The organism is Nocardiopsis sp. N85 (assembly GCF_028882275.1).
GTDB classification, from domain to species: Bacteria; Actinomycetota; Actinomycetes; order Streptosporangiales; family Streptosporangiaceae; genus Nocardiopsis; species Nocardiopsis lambiniae.
Window position 1 is genome coordinate 1 of the sequence record NZ_JARBUT010000034.1, and the last position, 25,188, is coordinate 25,188.

General features: G+C 70.1%; 24 protein-coding genes, 2 pseudogenes and 2 CRISPR repeat arrays. Of the genes and pseudogenes, 7 read left to right on the top strand and 19 right to left on the bottom strand.

Going from position 1 to position 25,188, the window contains the following annotated elements; all coding sequences use genetic code 11:
* Positions 1–531 precede the first annotated feature (531 nt).
* From cmr1 to cas6, 9 genes are read right to left on the bottom strand one after another with little or no spacing between them, the layout of a single operon-like run.
* Entirely contained in the window at positions 532–1,755 is a 1,224-nt protein-coding gene (gene cmr1 / locus PWG71_RS28290) for a type III-B CRISPR module RAMP protein Cmr1 (RefSeq protein ID WP_274813131.1), read from the bottom strand.
* Positions 1,756–1,768: 13 nt separating this feature from the next.
* Complete coding sequence (locus tag PWG71_RS28295; RefSeq protein ID WP_274813132.1) at positions 1,769–3,502, bottom strand: hypothetical protein; 1,734 nt, start codon at positions 3,500–3,502, stop codon at positions 1,769–1,771.
* Complete coding sequence (locus PWG71_RS28300; protein ID WP_274813133.1) at positions 3,499–4,512, bottom strand: hypothetical protein; 1,014 nt, start codon at positions 4,510–4,512, stop codon at positions 3,499–3,501. The genes PWG71_RS28295 and PWG71_RS28300 overlap by 4 nt, the downstream gene beginning before the upstream one ends.
* Positions 4,509–5,549 carry an RAMP superfamily CRISPR-associated protein gene (locus PWG71_RS28305; RefSeq protein WP_274813134.1) on the bottom strand — a complete coding sequence of 347 codons (1,041 nt, stop codon included), beginning with the start codon at positions 5,547–5,549 and terminating at the stop codon, positions 4,509–4,511. The genes PWG71_RS28300 and PWG71_RS28305 overlap by 4 nt, the downstream gene beginning before the upstream one ends.
* Positions 5,542–6,012, bottom strand: coding sequence for a type III-B CRISPR module-associated protein Cmr5 (locus tag PWG71_RS28310; RefSeq protein WP_274813135.1), 471 nt, complete (start codon positions 6,010–6,012; stop codon positions 5,542–5,544). Before PWG71_RS28310 ends, PWG71_RS28305 begins: the two co-directional genes overlap by 8 nt.
* Positions 6,005–6,931: a type III-B CRISPR module RAMP protein Cmr4 gene (cmr4, locus tag PWG71_RS28315; protein ID WP_274813136.1), complete on the bottom strand. Its 927-nt coding sequence runs from the start codon at positions 6,929–6,931 to the stop codon at positions 6,005–6,007. Before cmr4 ends, PWG71_RS28310 begins: the two co-directional genes overlap by 8 nt.
* Complete coding sequence (locus PWG71_RS28320) at positions 6,928–8,064, bottom strand: type III-B CRISPR module-associated Cmr3 family protein (protein WP_274813137.1); 1,137 nt, start codon at positions 8,062–8,064, stop codon at positions 6,928–6,930. The genes cmr4 and PWG71_RS28320 overlap by 4 nt, the downstream gene beginning before the upstream one ends.
* Positions 8,061–9,899 carry a Cas10/Cmr2 second palm domain-containing protein gene (locus PWG71_RS28325; RefSeq protein WP_274813138.1) on the bottom strand — a complete coding sequence of 613 codons (1,839 nt, stop codon included), beginning with the start codon at positions 9,897–9,899 and terminating at the stop codon, positions 8,061–8,063. Before PWG71_RS28325 ends, PWG71_RS28320 begins: the two co-directional genes overlap by 4 nt.
* Positions 9,896–10,687, bottom strand: a complete 792-nt coding sequence (gene cas6, locus PWG71_RS28330) for a CRISPR system precrRNA processing endoribonuclease RAMP protein Cas6 (RefSeq protein WP_274813139.1) — start codon at positions 10,685–10,687, stop codon at positions 9,896–9,898. Before cas6 ends, PWG71_RS28325 begins: the two co-directional genes overlap by 4 nt.
* Before the next feature lie 378 nt (positions 10,688–11,065).
* Positions 11,066–11,390: direct repeats of the CRISPR family, unit length 37 nt; unit sequence GTTCCGCAGGCCTATAAAGCCCGTAGGGCATGGAAAC.
* Between the two features lie 77 nt (positions 11,391–11,467).
* On the opposite strand from cas6, the gene cas1 reads away from it, so the two are divergent.
* Both cas1 and cas2 read left to right on the top strand, forming a co-directional pair.
* The gene (cas1, locus tag PWG71_RS28335) at positions 11,468–13,372 is read left to right on the top strand and encodes a CRISPR-associated endonuclease Cas1 (RefSeq protein WP_274813140.1); all 1,905 of its coding nucleotides are present in this window, start codon (positions 11,468–11,470) and stop codon (positions 13,370–13,372) included.
* On the top strand, positions 13,369–13,680 hold the full coding sequence (cas2, locus tag PWG71_RS28340) for a CRISPR-associated endonuclease Cas2 (protein ID WP_274813141.1): 312 nt from the start codon (positions 13,369–13,371) through the stop codon (positions 13,678–13,680). Before cas1 ends, cas2 begins: the two co-directional genes overlap by 4 nt.
* Positions 13,681–13,870: 190 nt before the next feature.
* Positions 13,871–14,264: direct repeats of the CRISPR family, unit length 37 nt; unit sequence GTTCCGCAGGCCTATAAAGCCCGTAGGGCATGGAAAC.
* 146 nt (positions 14,265–14,410) lie between these two features.
* Here the strand turns inward: cas2 and PWG71_RS28345 are convergent.
* The 4 genes and pseudogenes from PWG71_RS28345 to PWG71_RS28360 all read right to left on the bottom strand — a co-directional run.
* Positions 14,411–15,147 (bottom strand): annotated as a pseudogene (locus PWG71_RS28345) (site-specific integrase); the annotation flags it as partial.
* A 94-nt stretch (positions 15,148–15,241) separates the two neighbouring features.
* On the bottom strand, positions 15,242–15,472 hold the full coding sequence (locus PWG71_RS28350; RefSeq protein ID WP_274813142.1) for a hypothetical protein: 231 nt from the start codon (positions 15,470–15,472) through the stop codon (positions 15,242–15,244).
* Positions 15,473–15,771: 299 nt separating this feature from the next.
* Positions 15,772–16,242: pseudogene (locus PWG71_RS28355) on the bottom strand (IS110 family transposase); the annotation flags it as partial.
* Positions 16,243–16,469: 227 nt separating this feature from the next.
* The gene (locus PWG71_RS28360; RefSeq protein ID WP_274813143.1) at positions 16,470–16,616 is read right to left on the bottom strand and encodes a hypothetical protein; all 147 of its coding nucleotides are present in this window, start codon (positions 16,614–16,616) and stop codon (positions 16,470–16,472) included.
* A gap of 261 nt (positions 16,617–16,877) precedes the next feature.
* Between PWG71_RS28360 and PWG71_RS28365 the strand changes: the two genes are divergently transcribed.
* Positions 16,878–17,024 (top strand): hypothetical protein, encoded by a 147-nt coding sequence (locus PWG71_RS28365; RefSeq protein ID WP_274813144.1) that lies wholly within the window; start codon positions 16,878–16,880, stop codon positions 17,022–17,024.
* Between the two features lie 7 nt (positions 17,025–17,031).
* Here the strand turns inward: PWG71_RS28365 and PWG71_RS28370 are convergent, their stop codons facing one another.
* Positions 17,032–18,174, bottom strand: coding sequence for an epoxide hydrolase family protein (locus tag PWG71_RS28370; RefSeq protein ID WP_274813145.1), 1,143 nt, complete (start codon positions 18,172–18,174; stop codon positions 17,032–17,034).
* A gap of 63 nt (positions 18,175–18,237) precedes the next feature.
* Here PWG71_RS28370 and PWG71_RS28375 point away from each other — a divergent pair, with 63 nt between their 5' ends.
* Entirely contained in the window at positions 18,238–19,200 is a 963-nt protein-coding gene (locus PWG71_RS28375) for a helix-turn-helix transcriptional regulator (protein WP_274813146.1), read from the top strand.
* A 26-nt stretch (positions 19,201–19,226) separates the two neighbouring features.
* Here PWG71_RS28375 and PWG71_RS28380 read toward each other — a convergent pair whose 3' ends face one another.
* From PWG71_RS28380 to PWG71_RS28395, 4 genes are all read right to left on the bottom strand, one after another.
* Positions 19,227–19,520 (bottom strand): hypothetical protein, encoded by a 294-nt coding sequence (locus PWG71_RS28380; RefSeq protein WP_274813147.1) that lies wholly within the window; start codon positions 19,518–19,520, stop codon positions 19,227–19,229.
* Positions 19,521–19,541: 21 nt separating this feature from the next.
* Positions 19,542–19,700, bottom strand: coding sequence for a hypothetical protein (locus tag PWG71_RS28385; protein ID WP_274813148.1), 159 nt, complete (start codon positions 19,698–19,700; stop codon positions 19,542–19,544).
* A 124-nt stretch (positions 19,701–19,824) separates the two neighbouring features.
* Positions 19,825–20,982: an undecaprenyl-diphosphate phosphatase gene (locus tag PWG71_RS28390; RefSeq protein WP_274813149.1), complete on the bottom strand. Its 1,158-nt coding sequence runs from the start codon at positions 20,980–20,982 to the stop codon at positions 19,825–19,827.
* Positions 20,983–22,115: 1,133 nt separating this feature from the next.
* Positions 22,116–23,033: an ADP-ribosylglycohydrolase family protein gene (locus PWG71_RS28395; RefSeq protein ID WP_274813150.1), complete on the bottom strand. Its 918-nt coding sequence runs from the start codon at positions 23,031–23,033 to the stop codon at positions 22,116–22,118.
* A 210-nt stretch (positions 23,034–23,243) separates the two neighbouring features.
* Between PWG71_RS28395 and PWG71_RS28400 the strand changes: the two genes are divergently transcribed.
* Positions 23,244–23,447 carry a DUF2795 domain-containing protein gene (locus PWG71_RS28400; RefSeq protein WP_274813151.1) on the top strand — a complete coding sequence of 68 codons (204 nt, stop codon included), beginning with the start codon at positions 23,244–23,246 and terminating at the stop codon, positions 23,445–23,447.
* A 7-nt stretch (positions 23,448–23,454) separates the two neighbouring features.
* Entirely contained in the window at positions 23,455–23,766 is a 312-nt protein-coding gene (locus PWG71_RS28405) for a hypothetical protein (protein ID WP_274813152.1), read from the top strand.
* 61 nt (positions 23,767–23,827) lie between these two features.
* On the opposite strand, the gene PWG71_RS28410 is transcribed toward PWG71_RS28405, so the two are convergent.
* Entirely contained in the window at positions 23,828–24,070 is a 243-nt protein-coding gene (locus PWG71_RS28410) for a hypothetical protein (protein ID WP_274813153.1), read from the bottom strand.
* 592 nt (positions 24,071–24,662) lie between these two features.
* Between PWG71_RS28410 and PWG71_RS28415 the strand changes: the two genes are divergently transcribed.
* Positions 24,663–25,070 carry a MerR family transcriptional regulator gene (locus tag PWG71_RS28415; RefSeq protein WP_274813154.1) on the top strand — a complete coding sequence of 136 codons (408 nt, stop codon included), beginning with the start codon at positions 24,663–24,665 and terminating at the stop codon, positions 25,068–25,070.
* Positions 25,071–25,188 lie beyond the last annotated feature (118 nt).

The window sequence follows — 25,188 nt, forward strand, 5'->3', positions numbered from 1 at the left end:
CGGGCCTGCCAGATCACCCGCGCTGTGCCGGTCCTTCAGCTCCGCGAAGCAGGATGAAAAAGGATCCCTGTCCTCATTCTGGGGCTTTCATGCCCTACGGGCTTTATAGGCCTGCGGAACCGGCGTCAAGAACCGCGAGGAGCTCAAGAAGTTCCGTTTCCATGCCCTACGGGCTTTATAGGCCTGCGGAACCCTTCCCTGTTTTCAGGGGCCGTGAACTGCGACGATGTACCTCATTTGCACGCGACTGCCTTCCCGGGCGCACTCCATCCTGTGTCTTGGGTCACTTTTTGCTTTTGTGGGCCTCTGATCAGCTCGAACGCCCTGCACGCAACATGGGGTTCTCAAACCCGAACCGGATTCGGTGTACACGTCCCGCAGACCTCGCGATCCCGTGGCCCTTGAACTCCTCAACCCACACTGCTCCAAGGCCGCCACCTTGTCCAGATCTGGAACCGCATCCGACCCTCCGTTGCCTGGCAGCGGATCCGCCTTCGAGTTCTCGGAGCGATGTGGTCGACCGTTCGCGCCTCAGGACGCCGGTCCTCGGATCAGGTCCATCCATGCGCCTGTTCGTTCGCGGACGTTCTCGTCGGTGATGTACACGTCCCTGCTGTCGACTCGCTTGCCGGTCAGCCGAGTGACCAGCCTTTGGTCGGCGGGCAGGAACGGGTTGTGGAAGGCGAAGGAGAACAACCCCCACGTCCCCTCGTGCTCGTTTTCGATGAACCGGAACCACAGCGGTGAGGCGCGGCGCAGCTCGTCCTTCTCCTCCTTGTAAGCGGTCACCTTGGCTCCGCCTTTGTAGTTCACCGGAAGCCCCAGCGCCCCGAGTGGGAATCGGTCGTCGGTGCCGTGGATGACCGTTCCGTATTCGGGTGTCTTGATCGGCGGCCGGTAGCCGGGATTGGAGGACGCGTGGGGGACACTGGCGCGGAACCTCCGGTACCGCTCTCCGGTCTCGGCGGCCGCCGCCTCCCAACTTTCCTTGGTGAAGTCGGCGAGGGCGGCGCTCGTGTTTTCCGCACCCAGGGTGGGCTGCGGGGCGATTCCGGGGCCGCTGGTGCTCTCTGGGACGGGGACCAGGCCGGGGAGCATATCTGCGCAGGCCTTCAGTGGCCCGTCCACCGGTAGGTGGTCCAGTTCCCGGTAGTGGTCGAATCCCGGTGTGTGGGGGAGATGTTCCTGCCAGGGGCCCTCCGGCAGGGGGCCTTCCTTGTGTGCCAGGCGTACGGTGCCGAAGCCCTTGCGGGTGCGGGCTCCGAACCCGCCGTAGGTGCAGGCCGCCCACAGCGAGGCCAGGGTGAGCGAGTCGACCGCCGAGTCCCCGCTGAAGCCGACCTTCAACGTGAACCGGTGCCCGGGGCGGGTGTGCGGGCGGGTGGTGACCCAGCCCGGTTTCCTCTTGGTGGCGTGTCCCTGCCCCAGCAGGTAGGCGACCCATTTCCCGGGTTCGTAGTCCTCGGCTGGGACTCCCGCGAGGAAGGAAGCGGGCTCGCCCGCCTTGATCATGGCGCGGGCGGTGGGCTGGTTCGTCAGCCGCAGCCGTACCGGGGCCGCCCCCTCGGTGCTGCCGAACACCTTCTGCTCCGCGCGGGCGAGAGCGGGCACGCTGGGCCCGTAGACCGTTCCCGCCAGGGCCCGGAACCAGAAGCGCATCGCGCCGCGCACGGAGGAGACCCGCAGTCCGACGGCCGGGTCGTCGTCGTTGAACAGTGGTGTGGTCACGGTCAGGCGGAAGTCGGTCCAGGCCATGGGCGTACCCGTCCTACCTTTCATTGCGCCAGCGTCGGTGGGTCAGCGGTGCGGTGATGGGCTGGTCGTCCCAGAGGATCTGGGAGAACACCCCGGCGGCCAGACACCAGAAGGTGGCGGTGACCAGGATTGCCCAGGGTTCCCCGGGCTGGCGCGGGGGTTCCTGTTGAGGGGTTGCGGTGTCCTCGGCGGGACCGGGGATGCCGGTCGGGTCCGGGGCGGGTTCACCCGTCTTCTGCCCCGCCCCTTGTTCTTCGCCGGTCCAGGCGGTGGTGAGCCGGGGGCCTTCTTCGGAGAAGACGGGGGCGATGACGGCCATGCCCAGCAGGGCGACGAGGAAGGCGTGCACGAGCCCGGTGACGGTCACCGACAGGGCCCGCCCCACGATGCGTGCCAGGGGGCCGGTCGCCGACCTCAAGCGCTCGGGGAACTGGCCGGAGTTGTGGTTGCGGGTTTCGATGAGGAGATAGCCGAACGAGGCTCCGCCCAGCAGGGCCAGCAGCATGTACAGCCCGGGTCCGGGGCGGATGTTCGTCCACCAGTCGGGGTGCAGGGCCACGAGCACGATCAATCCCACGGCGGCGGCGGCGGACAGACGCAGCATGAGCGGCATCGCCCACAGGCGGCCGAACCACAGGGTGCCCACACCGATGAGGACATAGGTGGACGTGGCGAGCCCCAGGCCGACCGTGAGGGGCATGTCCTCATCGAGCAGGGCCCACACGGTGCAGGCGAATGCCCCAGCCGTACACACGGCGACCGCCGCGAAGGCCACGGCTTGTCCTGCGGGCCGGTGGGTCCGGCACAGCCCCAAGGCGAGCGCCCATACCCGTCCCGTGGCGAACCGGGGGAGCAGGTGCTGTTCCACGACCTCTTCCAGCAGCGCTCGTTCGGCCGGAGGCAGGGCCGGGGTGCGCTTTCGTGCGGCTCGCTTGTCTTCTGCCGACTCGGGTGCGGACGGGGTGTCCAGGACCAGCGGGTCGCCGGAGAAACCGGTGGCGGGGATGAGCGCCAGCGACCGCACCTCGTCCTCCACGGCCGTGGGCGGGGCGTGGTCGAAAAGGGGGATGGACTGGTGCCCGTTGAGGTGGCCCCGCCAGATCTGTCGGGCCTCCTGTGCCCGGCGGGCGGGTTCCGGCCAGGAGCCGTGTCCGAAGACCCGGTACAGGTCGCCGGTGGTCGCGCTCAGGTCCGACCAGACCTGGTGGTCGGGGTGGCGGAAGGGTTCGGACAGCGCCAGGAAGCGCGTTCGGGCCGCCAGGGGGACGAGGTGGCGGTGCTTGCGCGCTTGGGGGGTGTCCCTGTTGAGGTAGTCCCAGAGCAGGTCGGCGCAGGCGGCGAAAACCCGCCATCCCTCCCCGTCCCCCAGCGCGGGGACGGCGGCCGGTGCGCTGGGGCCGGAGTCCGTCAGCAGTTCGGGCAGCCGGTCCAGGAAGTAGCCGGGGCGGTGCAGCAGGACCCGCACCACCTCCGGGTGCTCATCCCAGCAGGTGGTGAGGGCGTTGTGGGCGTTGGTCAGTCCGGTGCCGTCGCTGTGGGCGTTGGTCAGCTTCAGCAGGGCGGCGGCCAGGTCGGGCTCGGACAGAGCGGGGCCGTCGTGGGTGTGGGCGAGGTTCTCCCTGCCCTGGTTGAGGACCGCACCGAAGCCCTGGTCGAGCCGGTGGGCGAGCTCGCCGAGGATGCGCCTCAGATCCTGCGGGCCGTCCCCGTCCCCGCCCACGGTCTTGTCTGCGGCCGCGGTCGTCACGGCTCTTCCACACGGCGGCCGCGGTGGAGCTCGCGCAGCGCCTCACCGAAGGGGGTCAGCTGCCAGGTACGGCTGTTGTCCAGTCTGTCGTAGGCGAACCCGCGCAGTGGTGCTCCTTGCGGTGGTTCGCCGACCATGTGGCCGCTGCCGTCGAACGGTTCCAACTGGTCGTTCACCAGTTTCGGGGGGAGGGAGCGCAGGGGCAGTTCGATGGACCTCAGGCCCGGGGCGAGTTCGTGCAGGGCGAACGCGCGCACCTTGACCGGTCCGCGCAGTCCACGCAGCGCCTCGCCCAGGCCCAAAAGGAACGGCAGAGCGGCTTTGAAGCCGCCTGAGAGGTGGAAGCGGGCGACATCGTCCTCCGGTTGCAGCAGCCGGTCCACTCCGCGTCCGATGCGGCCCAGGTCGCGCATCGCCTCGGTGAACTCCTTCTGTCCGCCGACGTCCAGGTGGGGCAGGCGGGCGATGACGATGTTCCCCCGCTCGCGCACGATCTGCTCCTCGGTGGGCTCGTGCAGGTACCGCACCCGGTCCAGGTCGCCTCCGGCCAGGGCCACGGCGTTGAACAGGGACGCGCGCAGCCCTTTGCCGGTGTCGCTGGTGATGAGGATGGCGGTGTCCTGGTCGGGGACCGGTACGCGCTTGGAGGGGAGGTTGTGCGCGGCCAGGCTGCTCAGCTCGGCACCGACCTGGGCCGGCCACCGGCCGGGCTCGATCCGGGCCAGCAGCTCCTCCAGGCGGGTGCGGGCCGCCCCCGATTCCGGGGTGGTCACCTCCGCCAGCCAGGCGGCCTGTGCTTCGCGCTCTTGGTCGGCGGTCTGCTCGCTCTTGGGGTCGTGCAGCTCCCTACGAGCGTCCCACACGCGTTTGGCCAGGGCCTTGTCGTCCTCCAGCAGGCCCTTGCGGGCGTCCGTGCCGCCGCCCCTGAGCCCGGTCAGGCTGTGCTGGAGGTTGTCGAACAGGCTCACCCCGACGGTGATGAGGTGGACGGTGCGGGGCTCCGCGCTCACGGCCGTTTCTCCTTGCCGGTCTTCTTGGCGGGTGCGGGTGTGCAGGTGAAGTAGCCGTATCCGGCGGTGGTCCGCCCGCCGCCGCCGACCTCCTCACCGGCCAGGTCCAGCCACTGCCTGACGGTGTCCAGGTCGTCGGGGTCGGTGCCGAGCAGGTCCACGCACGACCGTCCGCTCACCGACAGGAACGGCACCGGGACGGGGGCGTGGTGCTCCCCGGGGGGACGCGGCTCCCCGGCGGGGGCGGCGCCGGGCATGGTGTCGGTGTAGTAGGGCTGCTGGTGCGGGGTGATGGTGTCGCTGTGCACCTTCAGCCCGGTCCGGGTGTCGGGCAGGGCATCCAGGAAGACCACACCGCCCCGCCCCCGTGGACCGGTCCGGGCGGGGGCCTGGAGGGGGCGCGGGTCACCCAGTAGTTCCCGCACCCGCCCGGGGGCGGCCTCCGCCAGGCGCGCGCCTGTCGCCGCGAGGCCCTTGAGGGTGGAGGCGGGGATGACGGGCCACCCGTAGGTGCCGTGCAGGGCCATGCCGCTGTCGAGCACCCCGAACTGCAGCCCGAGCCCGGTGACCAGCCGCCACTCGCAGGTCAGGACTAGCCGCAACACGCACCCCCGAGAAGAGGAGGCGGTGCTGCCGGGGAAGCGCCGTTGGACCGACCGCGGAACCGGGCGCGGGACGCTCCACTGGTCCAGCAGGGCCTGACGGCGCTCCGTGACCTGCTGGAGCAGGGCCTTGTCGTGCTGGCCGCCCTGGGAGGCGGTCGCCCACTCGTGCAGCGGCCGGTGGGCCTGCCACTTCTTCTTACGGCCCCCGGTCGCCTCGAAGGACAGACGCCGCAGGACCACCAGGGCGTTGGCGTCTCCGCCCACGACCTTGTTGCCCGCACGCAGCGTGGTGGTCGCCTCGGTCCCGCCTTTCGACTCCACCTCGACGTGGTGCAGGTGCACCGCGCGGCCCAGCGGCCCGTGCGCGGGACCCAGGGTGACGATCTCCTCGGGGGGCTCCTCATAGCCCGCTCCCCACCGGTGGTCAGCCACGATCCCCCTCCCGGACGCCCGGGCCGCCGTCCGCGCCGTCGGTGCCGCCCGTGGTGTTCGCGGCGGCCGGGGGTTCATAGAGGGCGTCGGCCAGGCGGCTGAGCCAGGTCGCCAAGGCGTCGACCTCGGCGGAAGCGCGGGCATACTGGGCCGGGGTAGCGGAGGACAGCGCCTCCAAGAAGCGTTTCGGAGGCAGGACGGTGCCGTTGCCGCCCAGGAGGCGGCGCTCGCACACGTGCTCGGCGATCTTCACCGCGAGCTGGTGGTAGGCGTAACCCAGCTCCTTGGCCGGGTTCGGGTCGACTTTGGAGAGCACGAACGCGTAGGTGGCGGCCAGGCCCCCGCCGCGCAGCCGAGAAGGCAGCTGCCGCATCCGGGTGCGCAGGTCCTTACCCACCCGCTCGCCCAGGATCTTCAGGGCGAGGCCGGACAGCTCTTGGTCCAGGCGTTGGACGCTACTCACCGGGCACCGCCTTCACCAGGCGGGACCACACCAGTCCCTTGCCCAGGGTCTCGTCTCCGCCGATCTGTAGGACCTGCCGGTCCAGCAGGCCTTCGAGGAGTTCGCGGTGGTTCTCGCCGTTGGTGTGGTCGCGCAGGGTCAGCACCGCGGCCAGGACGGTCTCGGCGGGCAGGTACTCGCTGGTGAACGGGCCGTTCTTGACGGTCTTGGTGTCCGGGTCGAGCTGGACGCGGACGGTGTGCTCGGTGCACTCGCGCAGCAGTTGGGCCATCACGTCGGCGCCGACCACGATGAGGTCCTGGCGGAACTTGTTCGCGAACGTCGCCAGGTGGGGTTCGTCGCCGATCCCCTCACCGGCGATCAGGTCCGCCCAGGCCGAGACGGGGTTGGCCTGGCCGTCGCGGGCGCGTTTGGTGGGGACCAGGCACGGTCCCAGCACCTGCCCGGAGGCGTCCGCCCACACATCGGTGGCGCACACCCCTTCGGCGGGGTTGACCTGGGGGATGCCGGGCAGGGTCCGGCCGGTGCGGGCGTGGGTGTGCTTGCGGGCCAGTCGGCCCAGAGCCACGGGGGAGGTGGCCCAGGCGAACCCGTGGTGCAGGGCGGGCACCGGCAGGGCGACCAGCTGCGCGTCGCCGACGGTCAGCAGTCCGGCGCTGGGGTTGACCCCGGGGCCGTTCTCGCCCCCCACCGCCCGGCCGAACACCTGGTCCAGGAAGGAGTCGTCCCCGTCGGTATAGCTACTCCATCCGGAGTCGTAGGCCGCCTGGCGCAGTGCCCCCTTGAGGCTCTGGCCCCACACCAGGGGGTAGCCGGTGGAGCCCTCGCGCTGGATCGGCAGGTCCACCGACCCCTCGGCATCGGAGCCCCCCGCGTGCAAGGGGGACTCGGTGTACAGGTACAGCAGGTAACTGGTCACGACCACACTCCGGTCAGGACGACACCGAACCCGGCCGTGTCCCAGCGGGGTCGGGCGGCCGGTCCCAAGGCCAGCCCGTGCTGGGAGTGGGCCCAGGTCGTGGCGTCGTCGGGGTCGAGGAACTGCAACAGGTAGATCGACCCGGGCGGAACAGCCCAGGCCATGGCGCGGGTCCGTTGGAAGTGCTTGTAGTCGCGCACCGGGGACGCGGTGGCCACCGGCAGCGGGGCGCCGACCACGGCGGACACCAGCCGGGCATCGTCGGGCAGGGGCGGCACCCACCCGGTGGGCCACACCGCGGGTGTGGCGACGTAGAGCAGGACCTTGCCGTCGGGGAAGTCCTCGGGCGGGTCCGGCCACCCGGTGACCTGGGCCGGGGCGAGGTCGGCGAGCCGGGTCAGCCCGCCGAAGCGCACCGGTTCCGCCACCTCCTCCACCGGGCGGTGCCGCCCGGGGCGGGGAGTGAGGTGGACGGCGAACGCCCAGTCCTCCTCCAGCCGCAGGTGGGTGGTCCGGTAGAGCAGACCGCCCTTGACGGTGCGGGCGTCGGGATCCAGCCCCACGCCGATCCGAGACTCGGCCGTCACCGGTTCCTCGACCCGTCCCCACTCGTCCTGGGAGACGACCTCGCCGGCGTCGACCAGGGTGCCGTGCAGGTAGGACTTCAGGACACCGCCGGGGACGAGTCCGCTGAGCGGATCGGCTTCTTCCACTCCCTCGGGCAGGGAGAGCGGCACCAGGTCCGGGTGGCCGGAGGCCTGGAGGTCGGTCCTGATGCGGACGTCGTCGCCTTCACCGCCTTCACGGTCCACCCCACCGTCCTCCACCTGGGGGTGGCACAGCCGCCACACGTCCGCGGCGTCGGGTTCGGTGACCAGGTCGAGAGGGGCCGGAAAGTAGGGGCTCCACTCCGTGCCGTCCCGGTGGGCGACAAAGGGACCGCGCAGGCTCTCAGGCTCCCCGCCCAAGGCGGCGGCCAGGGCCCCGGCCGCCGTGGAGGGCCAGGGACGCACGCTGTGCGCGACCCCTCCGGCCCCGGCGTCGAAGGAGCGTCCGTCGCGGACCTGCACCGTGTCGTGCGGGTCCACCGTCACCCACACCCCCGAAGTGCCCGGGTCGTCGGTGGTGGTCATGACGCCTCCTGGCGTAGGAACAGGGCGATCCGCACGGCATCCTCATCCACCAGCCGCCCGGCCGGGGACAGATGCTCCAGGTGGGTGGCGGCATGGCGCGCGAACCCCTCCAGCAGCGCCCGGTCCGCCTCCACGGATCGGCCCTCGGCGCCCGGGCCCAAGGCGGTATGGCGCAGGACCAAACGGCGGATCTCCGCCCGGGCCACCGGGGGCGGGAGCACGTCCTGGTCCCGGACGCGCAGTTCCGCGTCGCCGCCGTCCAGGTGCGCGGCCTCGGCCGCCAGGTCGCCCAGCAGCCCCGGGGAGAGCCGGATACGGGCGTGTTCCCCTCGGGGCAGGAACACGCGCAAGGACTCGTCAGGGGCGGGATCGGCCGACCAGGGCAGGACACAGTGGCCATGGGCTCCGCTGTGGCGGACGAACCCCACCCCCAGCGCGTGCTTGCCCGGCCGCTCCTTGGCCAGGTCCAACAGGTCCCGGGCCCTACCCAGGGCCTGGCTGAGGGAGGAGTCGTGGTGGAAGAACAGCAGCCCGGTGCTGGCGGTCGGCAGGGCCGGCGGGATGGTCTCCTGACAGGCGCGCGCCGCCTCCAGCGCCGCCGCGGCCGGCACCAGGGCAAGGAGGTCGTCGCCGCCCGCGTACACCACGACCCCGCCCGCGGCGGTGATCGCGGCGCGCTGGCCGGCGGCCACCCCAGAGAGCAACCGGGAGATGTCGGTGTGGGACTTCTCCCCGACCTCCAGCGGCTCCCGGTCCGGGTGGGTCCGCCGCCCCGACAGGTGGCGGCCCATGGAGTCCAGGTCCTGGACCAGCACCGCAAGGTGCGGGGACAGGGGATCCACCCCGTGCCGGGCCATGACCTTCGCCAACCGGCGGGCGGCCTCCCAACCGTCGCGGACGGTGCGCGCGAACGCCGCATCGGCCCGGTCGCGTTTGAACTCGCGGGCCAGGGCGTCCAGGTGCCAGGAGGCCGGGAACACCCACCGGCTCCCGCGCCCGCGCACCCAGTCGGCCTCCTCGGAGTCGGCCACCCGTGGCAGGTGCTCCAACGGGCGTTCCCCGATCGGGTCATCGCCCAGCTCCTCCGCGCACAGCTGCAGGTCCCCGACCGCGTCACCGATGTCCGGGTCCACCTCCCACAGACGCAGGACCTCGGCCCGGTAGGGGGAGGAGGCCAGGGCGTTGGTGGAGGCGAAACCGGACGAGCGGCCCGTGCGGGTCTTGCGGTGCCACAGACGCTTGACCCAGTTGGCGACGGCCAGTTTCTCGTTCGCCATGTGCTTCATGTGCTGTTCGACCACGGCGGGGGGAGGCGCGGACCGCCACCGGGGGGAGAGGGTGCACAGCTCCTCCGGCTCGTCCCAGGGCTGGGCGAAGTCACGCACCGTCTTGCGCTCGGCCAGCGACCGCTGGGCCTCGTGCCACTGAACGGGGTAGGGGCCGACGGCGGCCGGCACGCTCACCCACTGCACCACCGGCCATCCGGGGGTGGCGTGCATCGGCTGGTCGAAGACCTCGGTGACCCAGCCCTCCCACACCCCGGTCAGGCGCTCTGCGGTGGCGGAGGCCGCGGTGGGACCCTGCCCGGCGGGGACCAGGGCCACGACCCGGTTCGGCATCCCGTCATCGGTGCCGCGCACCCTGCCCTCGCTCAGCGAGGGGAAGACGATTCTCGCCTTGTGGGTGTTGTGCAGGTGCCGGACCGCCTCCGTCGCGAGGTGGGCGACGATCTGGCTGGCTGAACGCAGGTCGACGGTGGTGCGGGACTCGGTGATGAACCGCTGCACCCCCGACAGGGCGACAACGACCAGGTCGCGGGGATCGTGTCCGCTCATCCGGCTCCGTTCCGTGTTCGGTCGGTGGTGAGGCTGGGGCGCAGGGGACGCGTGTTCTCTTCTCGGACACCGCCGCCGGGATCGGCGGCGGTGTCGGAATGCTGAAGGCGGATGCTCACGTGGCCGAACCCGTGGGTGGTCTGGGCGCCGGCCCCGGCGAAGGAGGCGAAGGACCACAGTGCGGCGAAGACCCGGCGTGCGGAGAGGGAAGGGCGCTCGCTCAACCCGAACGTGGCGCTGCCGACGAACCCGACTCGCTGGGCGGGCCCCTGCCCGAAGATCCGGGTGCGGGTGTCGTGGCGGGCCAGGTGCACCGACCCCAAGACCTCGGTGACCGCTGCGGCGGGCAGGGACAGCGGGCTCAGCGTCGCCCAGCGGCGGGCCAGACCGGCCAAGAGGAGTTCGGGGTCGGACAGGGGGACCTGGTGGCCGGACCGCTTCACGTAGGTGGGGGTGCAGAACTCCACGTGAGCCTTGACGGCGGGAGGACAGGCCGCCAGACGCGCGTATGGCTCGGTGCGGTGACCGTCCGGTGAGCAATGGAAAGTGCGCGACCCGAGGCGCAGCGCGCTACCGGTCGGAAGAGCGAGGTGTTCGAGGGGACGGGAGTCGTCCAAGAGACTCATGATGAGCCGACGGCCGTTGAGGGCGACAGTGAAGGGTTTGGTGGTGGCGGTGTGGTCGGTGGTGGGGGTTTCCAGCAGGTGACAGGCGAGGGCGTGCAGGTGGCGCGGGTCGACCGGAGTGGGGGGTGGGGGTGTGAGGGTGAGTGTCCACTGTGTGGGCACGCGGCCTCCGGGACGGGTGTCGTGGGGGGTCGGGTACGCGGTGCGGTGCCGCCTTGTTGTGGTGGCAAGGTAGCAGCGTTGGTGGTGGTGTGTCCGGGAATCGGGGAAGTGTGGCCGGTAACGGTAACCGGGGTGGCGGGCGGGAAGAGAGCGGGTAAGGATGGTTGAAGGTGTCCCCGGCTTCGGGGGGTCAAGGGCGTGTACACCGAATCTGGTTCGGGTCCGAAAACCCCGAGTTGCGTGCACGGTGTTATCGCTGGCCAGAGGCCCGCGGGCGTGAAAAGTGGCCTGGGTCACGGCCTGAAGTGCGCTGAGGAAGGTGGTCGCGTGCAGAGGGGGTGTATCGCCGCAGGTCGCGACCCCTGAAAACGGGGAGGGGTTCCGCAGGCCTATAAAGCCCGTAGGGCATGGAAACGCTCATGGGCTTGTTGTTCTCGGTGGCGAGCTTGCTGTTCCGCAGGCCTATAAAGCCCGTAGGGCATGGAAACTCTCCCTCTCGGGGTTGATGAACTTGCTGGTGCGTTCCGCAGGCCTATAAAGCCCGTAGGGCATGGAAACCTTCAGTTCGTCGAACGTCACGTTCTTCGTGCCTTCGTTCCGCAGGCCTATAAAGCCCGTAGGGCATGGAAACACCTCGAGGTACCAGCTGTGTCCGTTGAGATCGACGTTCCGCAGGCCTATAAAGCCCGTAGGGCATGGAAACTACGGCCAGGCGGCATCTCTACCGCCAATGCGCGGCGCGAACGATCCTGAGGGTTCTTCGGCCACCGGGAGGGCATCGTGGGTGATCTGCTGCGTCGTGTCGCGGACAGCGAGCGGCTTTTCGCCGCGTGGAACGAGGTCCGGGACAACGACCTCGAAGACGGGGTGAAGTCGGAGCAGGTCCGCGAGTTCGAGCGCGGTGCCCTACGGAACTTGACGGAGCTGAGCGAGCAACTGGCTGCGGGTGAGTACACGCCTGGGCCGGTGGTCGCGATCGAGGTTCCCAAGTCCTCGGGCGGGACCCGGCTGCTCGCGATCCCCGCAGTGCGGGACCGGATCGTGGAGCGGGCGGTTCTGGAGGTGGTCGAGCCGTTCCTGGACCCGGTGCTGTCCCCGTGGAGTTTCGCTTACCGGTCCGGGCTGGGGGTCGATGACGCGATCCGGGCTCTCACCCGGGCCCGGGAGGCCGGGGCACGGTGGGTGGTGCGTGCCGATATCGAGGACTGCTTCGAGCGCATCCCCCGGTGGCCGGTGATCACCCGGGTCAAGGAGCTGGTTCCCGACGCGGAGTTGTGCCTGCTCGTCCAGCATTTGGTCTCCCGGGACGCCACGGGCCCGGCTGCGGGTCGGGTGCGGGCCGGTCGCCGACAGGGGCGGGGGTTGCACCAAGGCAGCGCGCTGTCTCCGGCGCTCACCAACCTGTACCTGGACGCCTTCGACAGGGCCATGCTCGGGCGCGGCCATCAGGTGTTGCGTTATGCCGATGACTTCGCGATCCCCGCTGAATCCCGGGCCGACGCGGAGCAGGCCTTGGTGGTGGCGGGGGAGGTGTTGGACGAGTGGGGGTTGGAGCTCAACGCCGACAAGTCGAGGATCGTGTCCTTCGACGAAGGTGTGGTGTTCTTGGGCCGGACGGTCGGTGCCCTGCATGGTGCGGTGGAGGAGGACCGGGCCCGCCCGTTGGAGGCCACCGTCTACGTGACCACACCGGGGGCGCTGGTGCGCAGCCGCGGGGACCGGGTGCGGATCGAGCACGGTGAGGAGGTGTTGTTGTCGGTCAACCTCAAACGGGTCCGCCAGGTGGTGGGGGTCGGCCGGGTGGGGTTCAGTACCCCGTTCCTGCACCGGGCGCTGCGCCAGGGGGTGGAACTGGTCTTGTTGGACGACCTGGGACGGTTCCAGGGCAGGCTCTCGCGCGCTTTGGGCGGGGACGTGCACGTACGGGCCGCCCAGTACGAGGCGGCGTTGGACGGGGCTCGGGCGGTGGAGTTCGCTCGAGGGTTCGTGGTCGGCAAGATCACCAACCTGCGTACCGCGCTGCTGCGTGCCTCCCGGGCCGTGAACGCACCCGATGAGGCAGCCGAAGACGCCTCTGCTACGGCCGAGCGGCTCATCCAGGCCCGGTCCGGGGCCACGGGAGCCGCAGGGGCAGCGGAGCTGATGGGACACGAGGGAGCAGCGTCGAGGGACTACTTCACCTGCTGGGGGCGGATGCTCCCGCCGGTGTGGGGGTTCACGCACCGGCGGCGTCGTCCGCCTCCGGATCCGGTCAACGCGATGCTGTCCTTCGGGTACACCCTGTTGCTCAACGACGCGGTGGTGGCCTGCCACATCGCCGGCCTGGACCCCGAGGGCGGCTACCTGCACTCCCTGTCCCAGGGGCGGGCGAGTCTGGCGCTGGACCTGATCGAGGAGTTCCGGCCGGTGGTCGTGGACTCGGTCGTCACCTCTTTGGTGTCGGGAGGCAAGGTCGCCCCGGAGGGGTTCGACCACCCGCCGAACGAGGAGAAGGGGTGCCGGATGGCCCCGGAGACGTTGAAGGTGTTCCTGGGCGCGTATGAGAAGCGGATGCTGACGCTGTTCCGGCATTCGGGGCTGGGCCGTCGGGTGTCGTACCGGACGGCTCTGACCGCCCAGGCCCGGTCGCTGGCCGACGTGCTGGCGGGCCGTGAGGATGCCTATGAGCCCGTGGTGTGGCGGTGACAGTGGTAGGGGAACATCCGCAGCGGCGCCGGTTCTACCTGGTGTGTTACGACGTGGCCGACGACGACCGGCGCCAAGCGGTATCGGAGTTGCTGGCGGGGTACGGGCCGCGAGTGCAGTACAGCGTGTCCGAGGTCGCGGTGGCCTCTCCGCACGCGTTCGAGGAACTGCGCAAGGCGTTGGCGGGGGTGATCGATGGTGAGGAGGACCAGGTGCGGGTGTATCCGTTACGGGTTCCGGATCTGGACAAGGTGATGGTATTGGGGGAGCGTAGGTTGGAGGAGCGGGAGGACTTCTGGATCGTGTGACCGGGAGGGCGTGTACACCGAATCTGGTTCGGGTGCCAAAACCCCGTGTTGCGTGCAGGGTGTTCGTGCTGGTCAGGGGCTCGACAAGGCGAAAAGTGGCCTGGGTCACGGGGCGGGGTCGGCCGGGGAGGGTGGTCGCGTGCAGAGGGGGTGCATCGCCGCAGGTCGCGACCCCTGAAAACGGGGAAGGGTTCCGCAGGCCTATAAAGCCCGTAGGGCATGGAAACGGCAATGCCGCGACCAACCCTGCCGTGAGCGTTGCGGTTCCGCAGGCCTATAAAGCCCGTAGGGCATGGAAACCTTCGTCAAAAGGCCACATGCGCCAACCTCCCGTTCCGCAGGCCTATAAAGCCCGTAGGGCATGGAAACGCCAACGAACAGCAGGCCGATCACGCTGAGCCACAGTTCCGCAGGCCTATAAAGCCCGTAGGGCATGGAAACCTTGGGGCTCACGCCGAGTATCCTGGCAACTTCGGTTCCGCAGGCCTATAAAGCCCGTAGGGCATGGAAACGTGAAGAGCATGGTGCACTCTTCGGACGGCGGAAGGTTCCGCAGGCCTATAAAGCCCGTAGGGCATGGAAACCCAGGGTCCACGCCACAATCGGCGCAGTCAGACCGGTTCCGCAGGCCTATAAAGCCCCGTAGGGCATGGAACGGCGGCTGTTGCCGCACGGGCCGGGGCGGGAGATCGGTCCTCCTGCCCCGGCCCTGTGGCGGTGACGTGTGAGGTCAGCGTGCGGCGGGGGCGTGTTCGCCGGTGAACATGGCGGCGGTGGCCTCGGCTGCTGCCTTCACCACGTCGGGGAAGACGGTCTGTACGTGTCCTGGGTGAAGTGGGTGGTGGCATGGCCGAGCTCGGCGGAGACCACCTTGACGTCGGCGCCGGCGGCCAGGGCAGTGGAGGCGGCTCCGTGGCGCAGCCCGTGCAACCCGATCGGCGGCAGGCCCGGCGCCTTGCCGATGCGCCCGAACCAGTCGGTGACCTCCGCCGGATGCCACCCCTCGCCGTTCTCGCGGGTGAACACCAAACCGGTGTTCACCCAGTCTTTCCCGGCGGCGAGTTTGACCTCCGACTGGTGGCGCCGCCACCGCTTCAACACCCTGACGGTGGTCTGATCGAGGGTGATGGTGCGAGATCCCGCGTCGCTTTTCGGAGTACTCGTGATGGTCCTCCACCTCACCTGGACGATTTGGGTGGTGATGTCGATCTGCCCGTCTGTGAGCCGCACATTGGCCCACGGCAACCCGACTGCTTCTCCGCGCCGGAGCCGTTTGAGGGCGATGAGGTGGAACAAAGGGTAGAGCCAGGGGTATTTGCGGGCGTGGGTGAGAAACGCGGTGGTCTGGTCGGGCGTCCAGACCATCACCTCACCCGGAACCGTGCCGTCCTTACGCCACCTTGCTACTCGATCCGCGGTCCACACCAGAGGCTTTTTCCTCGGGCAGGAGGGGAGTCGGGCGGGCGAGGTGACGGTCACCGCGGCCTCGGCCACCGGAGGCGGCAACGGGTCATCGCTGATCTCCAGATCCGCGGCGACCGCACGCCCGGCAGGGGTGGGCTCACTGGCCGCTCCCCGTCTGCGTGGCGAGCACCCAGTCCAGGATCTGCATGAGCGTGCCGGCCAGGACCGTGATGCCGTAGCCGATGGTGGTTCCGGTCAGGGCCCGCTTGGCGGAGTCGATCGACCCGGGTTCCCCACCCGCGACCATCCATCGCACCCCGGCGATGGTCAGGAGCAGCGTGCCCAGGGCCGTGCCGAGCACGATGAGGATCAGCTGCACGCGGTTCACGATCTGGATCAGCTCCGACGCCTCCTGCTCGGCGCGTTCACGCCTTTTGGTCGCGGTCTTGTAGAAGATCCCAACCGCTGGGCGACGTCGGCGAGCACGTCCTCCTCCAACCGGGTGGAGGCGATGAGGCCGGCCTCGGAAGCAGTGATGACTCCATCCCGCACCGCGGCGATGAGCACCAGGTCGCAGCTTCCGCGTGTGTCGAGGCCGGGGTCGCTTTCGTTGCGCGCTCCGCCGTAGGGCGTCGGGGCGTCCAGTTCGTGCTTGCGGACGGAGCGGATGGTGTACCGCCAGACCTCGTCGCGGAGCCGGTTGATCTGCCGGGTGCGGTCAGCCACCAGGTCACTGCGGTAGCCGGTCAGCACGGACAGGGATCGGATGGTCTCGGCGGGCACGTCGATGGGTGCGAAGTCGGTGCGGTGGCGCACCGTCTCGGCGATGACGTAGGCGTCACGGGCGTCGGTCTTGGCCTCGCCCCGGTAGGCGCCGGCCATCCGGTTGACGGTGCGGCCGGGCACGTACAGGGGCCGTTGGCCGTGTGTTGCCAGCAGCGCCGGCAGCAGCGCCGAAGCGGTGCCGGAGATGTCGATGCCCCAGACGACCTCATCGGCCAGGGCGCAGATCTCGGCGAGGGCGTCCAGGATCTCGCCTGCGTCGTTGGCGATCTTGTTCGACCACAGGGTGGTGCCGGTGTCGTCGACGGCGGTGGCCCAGTGGTGGGCCTTTCCGGCGTCGATCCCGACCCACACCGTGCTGCGGGGCTGGTCCACGTGTTCCTCCCGGGGGGTGACGTTGATGCGTCGGCCCGTGGAACACCCCGTCGTCATCTCCGTAAACAGCGACCTGCTCGCAGATCTCAATCAGCGACCGGAGCGCCCCGGAGGGTCGGACGGCCACTCCTTCGGAGTCACTGAAGACAGAGAACCATAAGCCACATCCGGCCCTCCCGGGCCACCTAACAACTTACGGAGACCCATGACAGGGTCTCCTCACCGCGTCAGTCCTGCGGGCATTCGGGACAGATGACCTTCAGCCACCGGTTCTTGCGAGCCTCCCTGCCCATGCGCTCCTTGATGAGACATCCGGCGAGGAACAGGCCGACGACGATCGCGAGGATGATCCCGGCGATGGTCTGCGGTTCCATACGGTCAGGGTGACATGAAGAACGGCCAGAGCCGGGTCATGGGTAGGCGAGTATCCGGTCAGAAGCCCGCCCGATCGCGGGGCTTTCCGCATGTCCGGGTTAGGGCGTGTTTCGGAGGTGGTCAGCGCTGTGTGATCCGGTTCAGAACGTCGGTGACGACGTCGCGCGGGTGTTCCGCGCCGACGCCAGGATGTCGCGCTCCCGCTGGTCACCTTCCAGCGGTCCCACCGCTTCTCACCCGGCATCCTGCCCGACTGCGAGGTGGTCACCTCGATCTCGCCCCTGCGGTTCGACGAGCGGGACGAGATCGAGGCGTCTCTGAACGCCGCCGGGTTCGAGGCCGACGAGGTCTTGGACGTGCCGGACCGGCCGGGCCCCGAACCCGGCGGCGCGGCCCGCGGGCCCTGATACGGAGTCAGGAGATGCCGCGGAAGAAGGTGCGGATGTCGTTCGCGAGCAGTTCCGTCTCCTCCATCGCGGGAAAGTGACCGCCCTCGGTGAACTCGCTCCAGTGGCCGATCGCCTTCCACGGGTCCACCGCGCGGCGGATGAGCGGGTGGGTGTCGAACACGGCCCATCCGGACGGCACGTCGGAGGCCATGACCAAGTCGATTCCTGAGTGCTCGGACTCGTAGTAGAACTGCGCGCTCGACGCGCCGCTGCGGGTGAACCAGTACAGGCTGATGTTCGTGAGGAGCTGGTCGCGGTCGACCGACTCGTCCGGTGTCCGGTGGTCGCCGTTGGTCCTGGACTTGAACTTCTCGGCGATCCACGCGAGCTGACCGACCGGCGAGTCGGTGAGCGCCGCGCCGATCGTGTCGGGACGGTGGTCCTGCATCGCGAGATACCCGCGCTCGGCCGCGTCCTCGGTGCGCACCGCCTCGATCTGGGCGTTCTCTTCGTCGGACAGACCGTCCGGGTAGGGGAACTTGTCGCCGAGCAACCCGAGCAACCGGGGGTCGCTGCCGATGTGCGTGCCGATGACGCGCTCCGGGTAGAGCGCTGCGAGGCGGCCGGTGGTGCCCGCACCGATGTCGGTGCCGTGGGCCGCGAACCTCTCGTAGCCCAGACGCGTCATGATCTCGGCGTAGGCATCCGTCGTCCGTGCCAGCTCCCAGCCGGTCCCCGACAACGGGGTGGAGAACCCGAAGCCGGGCAGCGACGGGATGACCACGTGGAACGCATCGGTCAGCAGCGGGATGAGTCGCTGGTACTCGACGAACGAGCCCGGCCAGCCGTGGTTCAGGATCAGCGGGGTGGCCTCCGGGTTCGTCGATCGCGCGTGGACGACATGGAACGTCTGGCCGTTGACGACCGTCGTGAACTGTTCGTACTCGTTGAGCTTCTCCTCCTGCGCACGCCAGTCGAACCCGTCGCGCCAGTACTCGGCGAGCTCCTTCAGGTAGACCAGCGGGATGCCGCGGCTGAAGTCGGTGCGATCGTCTCGGCCCGGCACGGGGACCGGCCAGCGCGTGTGTGCCAGCCGGTCGCGCAGGTCGTCGATGTCGGCCTGCGGGATGTCGATGCGAAATGGTGTGAGTGCTTCGTTCTCGTTCATGGCACCGACGTTCCCAGGCGATGCGGCAGGTTCGCTTCCGCGATTGCTGAAACGATGGAGAGCATGTTGGAGACCTCGGCCCGCCTGCTCGAACTGCTGTCACTGCTCCAGCTCAAACGCGACTGGACGAGCTCCGAGCTCGCCGGCCGGCTCGATGTGAGCACCAGGACCGTGCGCGCCGACATCGGCAGGCTGCGGTCGCTCGGCTATCCCGTGGACGCGCGACCCGGTGTCGCGGGCGGGTACCGGCTGGCCGCCGGGACGGCGATGCCCCCACTACTGCTCGACGACGACGAGGCCGTCGCCGTCGCGGTCGGACTGGGTACGGTCGCGACCCGAAGGCTCGGCGTCGAAGAGACATCGCTCACCGCGCTCGCGAAACTGGAGCAGGTGCTGCCCTCGCGCCTGCGTCGGCGCGTCGAGGCGGTACGCGAGGCGACGAGCGTCGTTCCAGGGGCTGAACCGCCGCTCGATCTCTCGGTTCTCGGCGCGGTCGCCGCCGCGATCCGCGGCCACGAACGGCTCCGGTTCGGATACACGAAGCCGGGGGGCAGCGAAGGGGCCCGCCACACCGAACCGCAACGGCTGGTCGGCTGGGGGCCGCTCTGGTACCTGCTCGCGTGGGATCTCGACCGTGACGACTGGCGGGTCTTCCGTGTCGACCGCATGGCCGTCCGCGCACCGACGGGTGTGCGGTTCCGGCCGCGCGCGATCCCGGGGGGCGATGCCGTCGGATACGTCGTCGGACGCGTCAGCAAGGCGGCCTGGAGGTACCGCGCCCGGGTACTCGTGCATGCTCCCGCCGCCAGGGTCGCCGCGAAGATCCCCATCCCGGTCGATATCGAGGTGGTCGACGAGTCCACGTGCCGTGTCGAGCTGGGTTCCGACGACCCGGACCGGCTCGCGCTGTGGATGACACGGCTCGACGTCGACATCGAGGTGATCGACGGAGACGAACTCGCGGCGGCGTTCGATCGCCTCGCGACGAGGTTCCGCCGCGCGGCGGGTGGCGCATCCACGACGTGAATCTCGGCCGTCCGCGCCCCGTTTGCTCATGTTGGACCTATGGGCCTATGGGCCTCGACGTAGACGGCCGGTAGGTCGATCCCCGGCACGTCCGCGGCGCCGTACGTGACGTAGAGGACATCGGCCGGCTCCTCGGATACCGCCTGGTACGCGGTGACCGGGTCATCGCCGGTTCGCAGGCCCTCCGCCAGGGTCGCCAATGCCTCGCCGGCTTCGCCGGCTTCTTCGTTCAGCAGCGTCCGTCGGCGCTCCGTCGGCCCGGTGCGTTCGGCCTCGGCCTCGGGATCGAACACCTTGCAGAACTCGGCGACTCGCCGCATCGGCGTAGTAGTTCCCGACGGTCAGGATGCCAGCGGCTGCGGTCGGGTGGTCAGGGTGATCAACCAGTCGTCGATCCGGGCAATCGCTCCGGGGCGCGTGGCCGGGTCCCGGAGGGCGTCCGCGACCATCCGGGTGGCACGTTCGCGCAGCTCATCGGGGTATTTCCTCGGTGCTGGCATGTCTCTCATCCTTCCCAGGTTCGAGAGCCTCCATCACATCCGGCACGGGACACCGCCCACCGCCCGATGCCCGGCGGACGGGGAGTCGCGCCGGGCACCGGACGGTGGAGGTGCGGGGATCGTCTCAGCCGACGGGGACGGGGTCGTACTGTTCGCCGGTCATGGGGTTGGTGGCCAGACCGGTCTCCCTGTCGTAGTCGACGTCCATCCCCAGGTCCGGGTCGTGCAGCAGCCCCGTGGCGGGGTTGCGCGGCAGACCCGAGTGGGTGTCGATCTCCCAGCCGGTCGTCGGGTCGATCCCGGGGGTCTCCTCCGACTCGGTGGGAGAATCGGCGGGCTCGGTGGGGTCGGGGGACGGGGCCGTCGAGGGTTCGGCGGCGGACCCGGTCTCCGGTGCCTCCCCGGCGGGGTTCTCCTCCTCGGCGATGATCTCGCTGCGGCCGGCCTGGGACTCCGCGCCGCCCTGGGGGTCGAGCACGCCCCAGCTCACCATGGCGAGGATGACGATGCCCAGGCCCACGCGGTAGTAGACGAACGGCATGAAGCTGTGGGTGGAGATGAACTTCATCAGCCAGGCGATCACCACGAAGCCGACCACGCCCGCGACGATCGTTCCCACGAGGGTGGCGCCCCACCCGGCGTACTCGTCACCGCCGATGTCGGTGAGCTTGTACACACCCGACCCGAAGACCGCGGGCAGGGCCAACAGGAAGGCGTACTCGGCCGCGTCCTTGCGCTTGAAGCCCAGCAGCATCCCGCCGGTGATCGTGCCGCCCGACCGGGAGACGCCCGGGATCAGCGCGAGCGCCTGGAACATGCCGAACGCCATACCCCGGGGGACGTTCAGGTCCTCCAGTTCCCGGTGCTTGCGCGAGTACCGGTCCACGACACCGAGCAGCACACCGAAGATGATGAGGTTCAGCGCGACCAGCCGCAGGTCGCGGAAGACGCTTTCGATCTGGTCTTCCAGGAGCAGGCCCAGGACCACGATGGGGATGGTGCCGAGGATGACGTACCAGCCCATGCGCGCGTTGATGTCGCCGCGCAGGTCGCGAACGAACAGGGACCTGGTCCACGTCGACAGGATGGCCCAGATCCGCTGCCGGAAGTAGATCACCACGGCCAGTTCCGTGCCGATCTGGCTGACGGCGGTGAAGGCGGCGCCGGGGTCGGGCCAGCCGAAGAACGCCGATACGACGCGCAGGTGCCCGCTGGAGGAGATCGGGAGGAACTCGGTCAGGCCTTGGACCAGGCCGAGGACGATGGCTTCGATGAGTGACACGGCAGAGTCTGCTCCAAGCTGCTGCGGTCGCCCCTGTGCGGTGGGATGCGACGACGGTGGACGGGGTACGTCGGGACACGCCCGTGGAAAGGGATGGTTCGGGGGACCGTCCGGAACCGGTGGGGACCGCGTTTCCGGCGGATCGAGGACCGCGATCGGTGGCCCGTGCCACCGATCGCAGGCAAACGGTAGCGTCACGACCGGTGTGTGGGGTACCGGGCGGGGCGCCGTCCTTCCTGACGAGGGCGTGGTGCAGATATACCGTGGAACGGCGCGGGCGGGGTACCGGCCCCACCCTCATCGCCTCACGGTCGGCGTGGGAGGACCTCTCATCGCACGGTTTCCCGTTTCCCGCCTCGCTCGGCCCCGGGTTCGAGCCGCGTGTCTTCGCGGAGGACGCGGCGGCCGGTCGTGCGGCTGGAGACCCCCCGGAGGCGGCGCCGGAACACGACGGTGATCCGGAGCACATTCGGGACATGGTGCGCCGATGGGGGCGACCGGGAGTCGGATCCCGTTCCGGGTACCGTCCGTGCCGTCCGTGCCGTCGGATTCGTGAGCGAGGTCGCATGCGGACACGGGTTCCGTCATCACGATCATCCCGGGGTGCGGCGGAGAGCGGGCGCGGACCCGCGCGTTCCTGAGGGTCGAGGTGACTCTACTGTCACGAGAGGGTAGGGTTTTCCTTGGAGGGCCGACCTGCTTCCTCCGCGCTCTGAGCCCTCCCGTGATGGCACGGCCGCGGTCATGATCTCTGCCGCGGTCCGTGCCGCCACGCAGGGGCTTCGGACGGTGTCCGGCCGCTCGCGCGGAACCCGGGGACGTGCGCGGGACGGCCCTCGGGCCGGGGTCGGGGAGCGCGTTGAGGGCGTCTTCGGCTTCGGAGCGGTCATCACGGTCGGGTGGTCTCGCGGCCGATCCGCGCGGTGCGCCGGAAGAGGTGCGAGCGCCCCTCCGGTCCGCTTCCCGAAGGGCGTGTACGCGGACCCGTGCGGTCCGTGAGCGCACCTGCCCGGGGTCGAACGCTCCGGGTGGCGTACGAATCCGGAAGCCGTTCCCCCTCGGGCGTCGGCCCGTCGCCGTGCCGGACGGCCCGGCCACGGTGATTCTCCGGGCGCGCGAGGCGGCGCCTCCTCTCACTTCTCCTGAGACTCCTCCAGGCGCCGCGCCCAGGACCGGGGGACGGCATCGACACCGTTGCGGGCTCCGGCCAGCGCTCCGGCCATGGCCGCGACGCGGCCTCTGCCGTCGTCGACGCTCGCGGCGAACCGCACGACCTCGGGCAGGTCGTCGGGTGAGCGCAGGAAGGCGGCGAGGGCGAGGGGCACCGCCTCGGCCGCGGTGGCCCCTCTGCCCAGGGCGCGTACCGCGTCCCTGTGGGTGTACCGTCCCCGGGTCAGGGCGCTCAGTCGGGCCAGCTGGGACCTGAACTCCGAGGACGTGGAGTAGCGGGCCACGGTCGACAGCAGGTGGAACGCGGCCAGTGGTCGTTCCCTGTCCGCGCGGCGGGCGTAGGCGACGGCGCACGCCTGGATCGCGGCGCCCTCCAGTGCCAGGGGGTGGGCATGGGTGACGTAAGCGCTGTCCCGCGCCAACTGGGCCAGCGGATTCATCGGTACGGGCAGCAGGCCCACCGGGGCCACCCTCGCGGCGGCACCGGCGCCGTACGAACCCTTCCCGCCGTAGGCCGAGACGGAGGCGCTCTCCCAGGCGATGCCGTTGACGACGGACAGGAAGATCCTGATCTCCCCGCCGCCGAAACCCCGGTCGGGGTCGCGTTGCCACGCGGCGGTGAACTCCTCGACCAAGCGGTCTCGATCGATGGTGGCGCCCCGGTCGTCCGTTCGACCTCGTAGGTGCTCGGCCAGGACGAGCGTCAAAGAGGTGATGCCGGTGGGGCACGGCGGGGGCGAGGCCTCCGCCTTCCGCGAAGGCGTACCGACGAAGGCGTCCCCGCAGGCGGCGGCGAGCAGACAGCCGCGGTCGCGATCTCGGGAGGGGGATCCGGGCGGGTCCCAGGTCGTGGGGTGTGGTCCGGAGGGCGAGGAGGGCATCGGATCTTCTCCGTCCTGATGTGACATCGAAGGAAACTCTACTCTTACGAGAGGGTAGAGTGTGGAGTGGTCGGGGCGTTCCCCTTGATCTCGTGTCCCCCGCTCCGGCCTCGCGGTGGTACCGCCACGGACGTGGGCCGTCTTCTCCGGCGGTGCCGCCGCGACCGCGAACAGGACGTTCCGACGTCCGCTCCCGTGGAGGTACGACCGATGGTCACCCGAACCGACATCGCCGACTCGCTGGAGGGGGCCTTCGGCTCCGGGCCGTTGACGCGCAGGCAGATCATCAGCGCCGCGGACCTGCGCGGCGCGAGCGGGGAGCTGCTCGCCGCCCTGGGGCGGCTGCCCGAAGGGACCTACTCCCATCTGCGCGACCTGTGGAAACACCTGGGCGACGTACCGAGGAGCGTTTGAGGGGCGTGTGGTTCTGCGGTCTGGGCCGTGCGTCGCCGGGCGGCTCGTACACGATTCCGGAAGCACGCCCCGGGACGAGGTCATCCGTGCGCACCTGCTCCTGGCGGAACGCGGGATCCCCGTGGTGGAGGTACGCGCGCCCCGGCGGGCGAACACCGCCCGCCCGGCCCGCCGACCGCGACGGGCCGGGGTGGACGTGCTCGTCGACCGTGGTGGCGCGGGGGAGGGCCTGCCGGCCCTTCCGGCCCGGACGCCGGAGGTGCCCCTGGTGTCGCTGAGCAGCCTTCTCGGGGCGACGCGCGGCGGGGGCGGAGGGTGACCGCCTGCCGGCTCGGTTCCGGCCGCGGACCCCGGCGGGGGTGGGGGCCGCGAGGACCGGTTCAGTTCCAGCCGCGGACGCCGGTGGGCGCGGGCAGCGGTTCCGTCAGCCAGGTCCACGTGCCGTCGTGCTCGGTGAAGCGGCGCTGCACGGTCACGACCTCGCCCAACCGCCAGGACCGGACGACCCGCCACAGGCCGGCGGAACGGTCCTCCAGGTAGAGGGCGGAGGCGTCGGCGCGCATGCGCAGGGCCTGGTGGGTGGTGGAGGATCCGTCGTTCGTTCGGATTCGGTAATAGGCCATGCTGGGCTCCAACATCTCGGCGGTGGGCGGGAGGCGCGCCCCCCTTCCCCGGATCGCATGCGGAAGGGGAGGAGGGGCGCGCGGACTCCCGGCACTCCAGAACTCTACCCTCACGTGAGAGTAAGAATTCAAGAGGGGCGTCACCTGTGCGGAAGGAGTGCGCTCTCCCTCTCCGGTGCCGTCGCGACGGCTGATCGCGGCCGACCGGGGACGGGTTTTCGCCGGTCGGCGCGGGCGGGCGTCTGCGCGTCGCGGGCTCCGCACAAGGGGATCTGGGGCAAGGAGACGATCGAGGGCCGTGTGCCACGGAAGTGCCGGGTCGGAGCGCGGGGCCGCACGTACACGTCCGCGCCGCCGCGGGTCGCACGGGCATGAGGGGTGCCCCGATTCCACCGGGCGCCGCAGACTTCACGGCGGACGCGGATCCCCTTCGGGGGACGCCCGCCCACCGATCCGACCTCCTCGGAAGGTCGCCCGACGTGGCATGGCGCGCTCCTTGTTCACGGGCGCGCTACCGTTGCGCGCTACAGGAACCGCCGTCGAGAAGCAGACTCTAACGTTAGAGTAGATTAAGAGAGCAAGGAGCGCCGCGATGCCCGAAGCGGGTCACATGCAGATCGGTGAGGTCGCCGAGCGGACAGGCCTGTCCCTGCGGACCATCCGCTACTACGGGGAGGTCGGCCTGGTCGAGCCCTCGGCCCGCTCGCGCGGGGGTTTCCGCCTCTACACGCAGGAGGACGTCGACCGGCTGAACCTCATCAAGCGGATGAAGCCGCTGGACTTCAGCCTGGACGAGACCCGTGAGCTGCTGGAGGCGCTGGACGGGCTGAACGCCACCGGGACCGAACGCGGAGAGCGCGAGGCCCTGAGCGAGCGGCTCGACGCCTTCGAGGCCGCCGTCACCGCCCGCTGCGAGGCGCTGCGCGACCAGTTGTCCAAGGCCGAGGAGTTCGCCGGACGACTCCGCGCGCAACGGGCCAGGAACAACGCGAGCACGTGAGAACGGAACCGTGAGGAGCGACAGTGACCACAATGGCGACCGGGGACAAGGTGATGGCCGAGGTCGCCGAGGAGGCCGGTCGGCGGCGGACGTTCGCGGTCATCTCTCATCCGGATGC

Coding starts and splice junctions, on each gene's coding strand:
- PWG71_RS28385 (WP_274813148.1), bottom strand. CDS start 19,700: ATGCCAGCACCGAGGAAATACCCCGATGAGCTGCGCGAACGTGCCACC.
- PWG71_RS28370 (WP_274813145.1), bottom strand. CDS start 18,174: ATGAACGAGAACGAAGCACTCACACCATTTCGCATCGACATCCCGCAG.
- PWG71_RS28410 (WP_274813153.1), bottom strand. CDS start 24,070: ATGGCCTATTACCGAATCCGAACGAACGACGGATCCTCCACCACCCAC.
- PWG71_RS28360 (WP_274813143.1), bottom strand. CDS start 16,616: ATGGAACCGCAGACCATCGCCGGGATCATCCTCGCGATCGTCGTCGGC.
- PWG71_RS28415 (WP_274813154.1), top strand. CDS start 24,663: ATGCCCGAAGCGGGTCACATGCAGATCGGTGAGGTCGCCGAGCGGACA.
- PWG71_RS28395 (WP_274813150.1), bottom strand. CDS start 23,033: ATGCCCTCCTCGCCCTCCGGACCACACCCCACGACCTGGGACCCGCCC.
- PWG71_RS28380 (WP_274813147.1), bottom strand. CDS start 19,520: ATGCGGCGAGTCGCCGAGTTCTGCAAGGTGTTCGATCCCGAGGCCGAG.
- PWG71_RS28400 (WP_274813151.1), top strand. CDS start 23,244: ATGGTCACCCGAACCGACATCGCCGACTCGCTGGAGGGGGCCTTCGGC.
- PWG71_RS28320 (WP_274813137.1), bottom strand. CDS start 8,064: ATGACCACCACCGACGACCCGGGCACTTCGGGGGTGTGGGTGACGGTG.
- PWG71_RS28375 (WP_274813146.1), top strand. CDS start 18,238: ATGTTGGAGACCTCGGCCCGCCTGCTCGAACTGCTGTCACTGCTCCAG.
- PWG71_RS28325 (WP_274813138.1), bottom strand. CDS start 9,899: ATGAGCGGACACGATCCCCGCGACCTGGTCGTTGTCGCCCTGTCGGGG.
- cmr1 (WP_274813131.1), bottom strand. CDS start 1,755: ATGGCCTGGACCGACTTCCGCCTGACCGTGACCACACCACTGTTCAAC.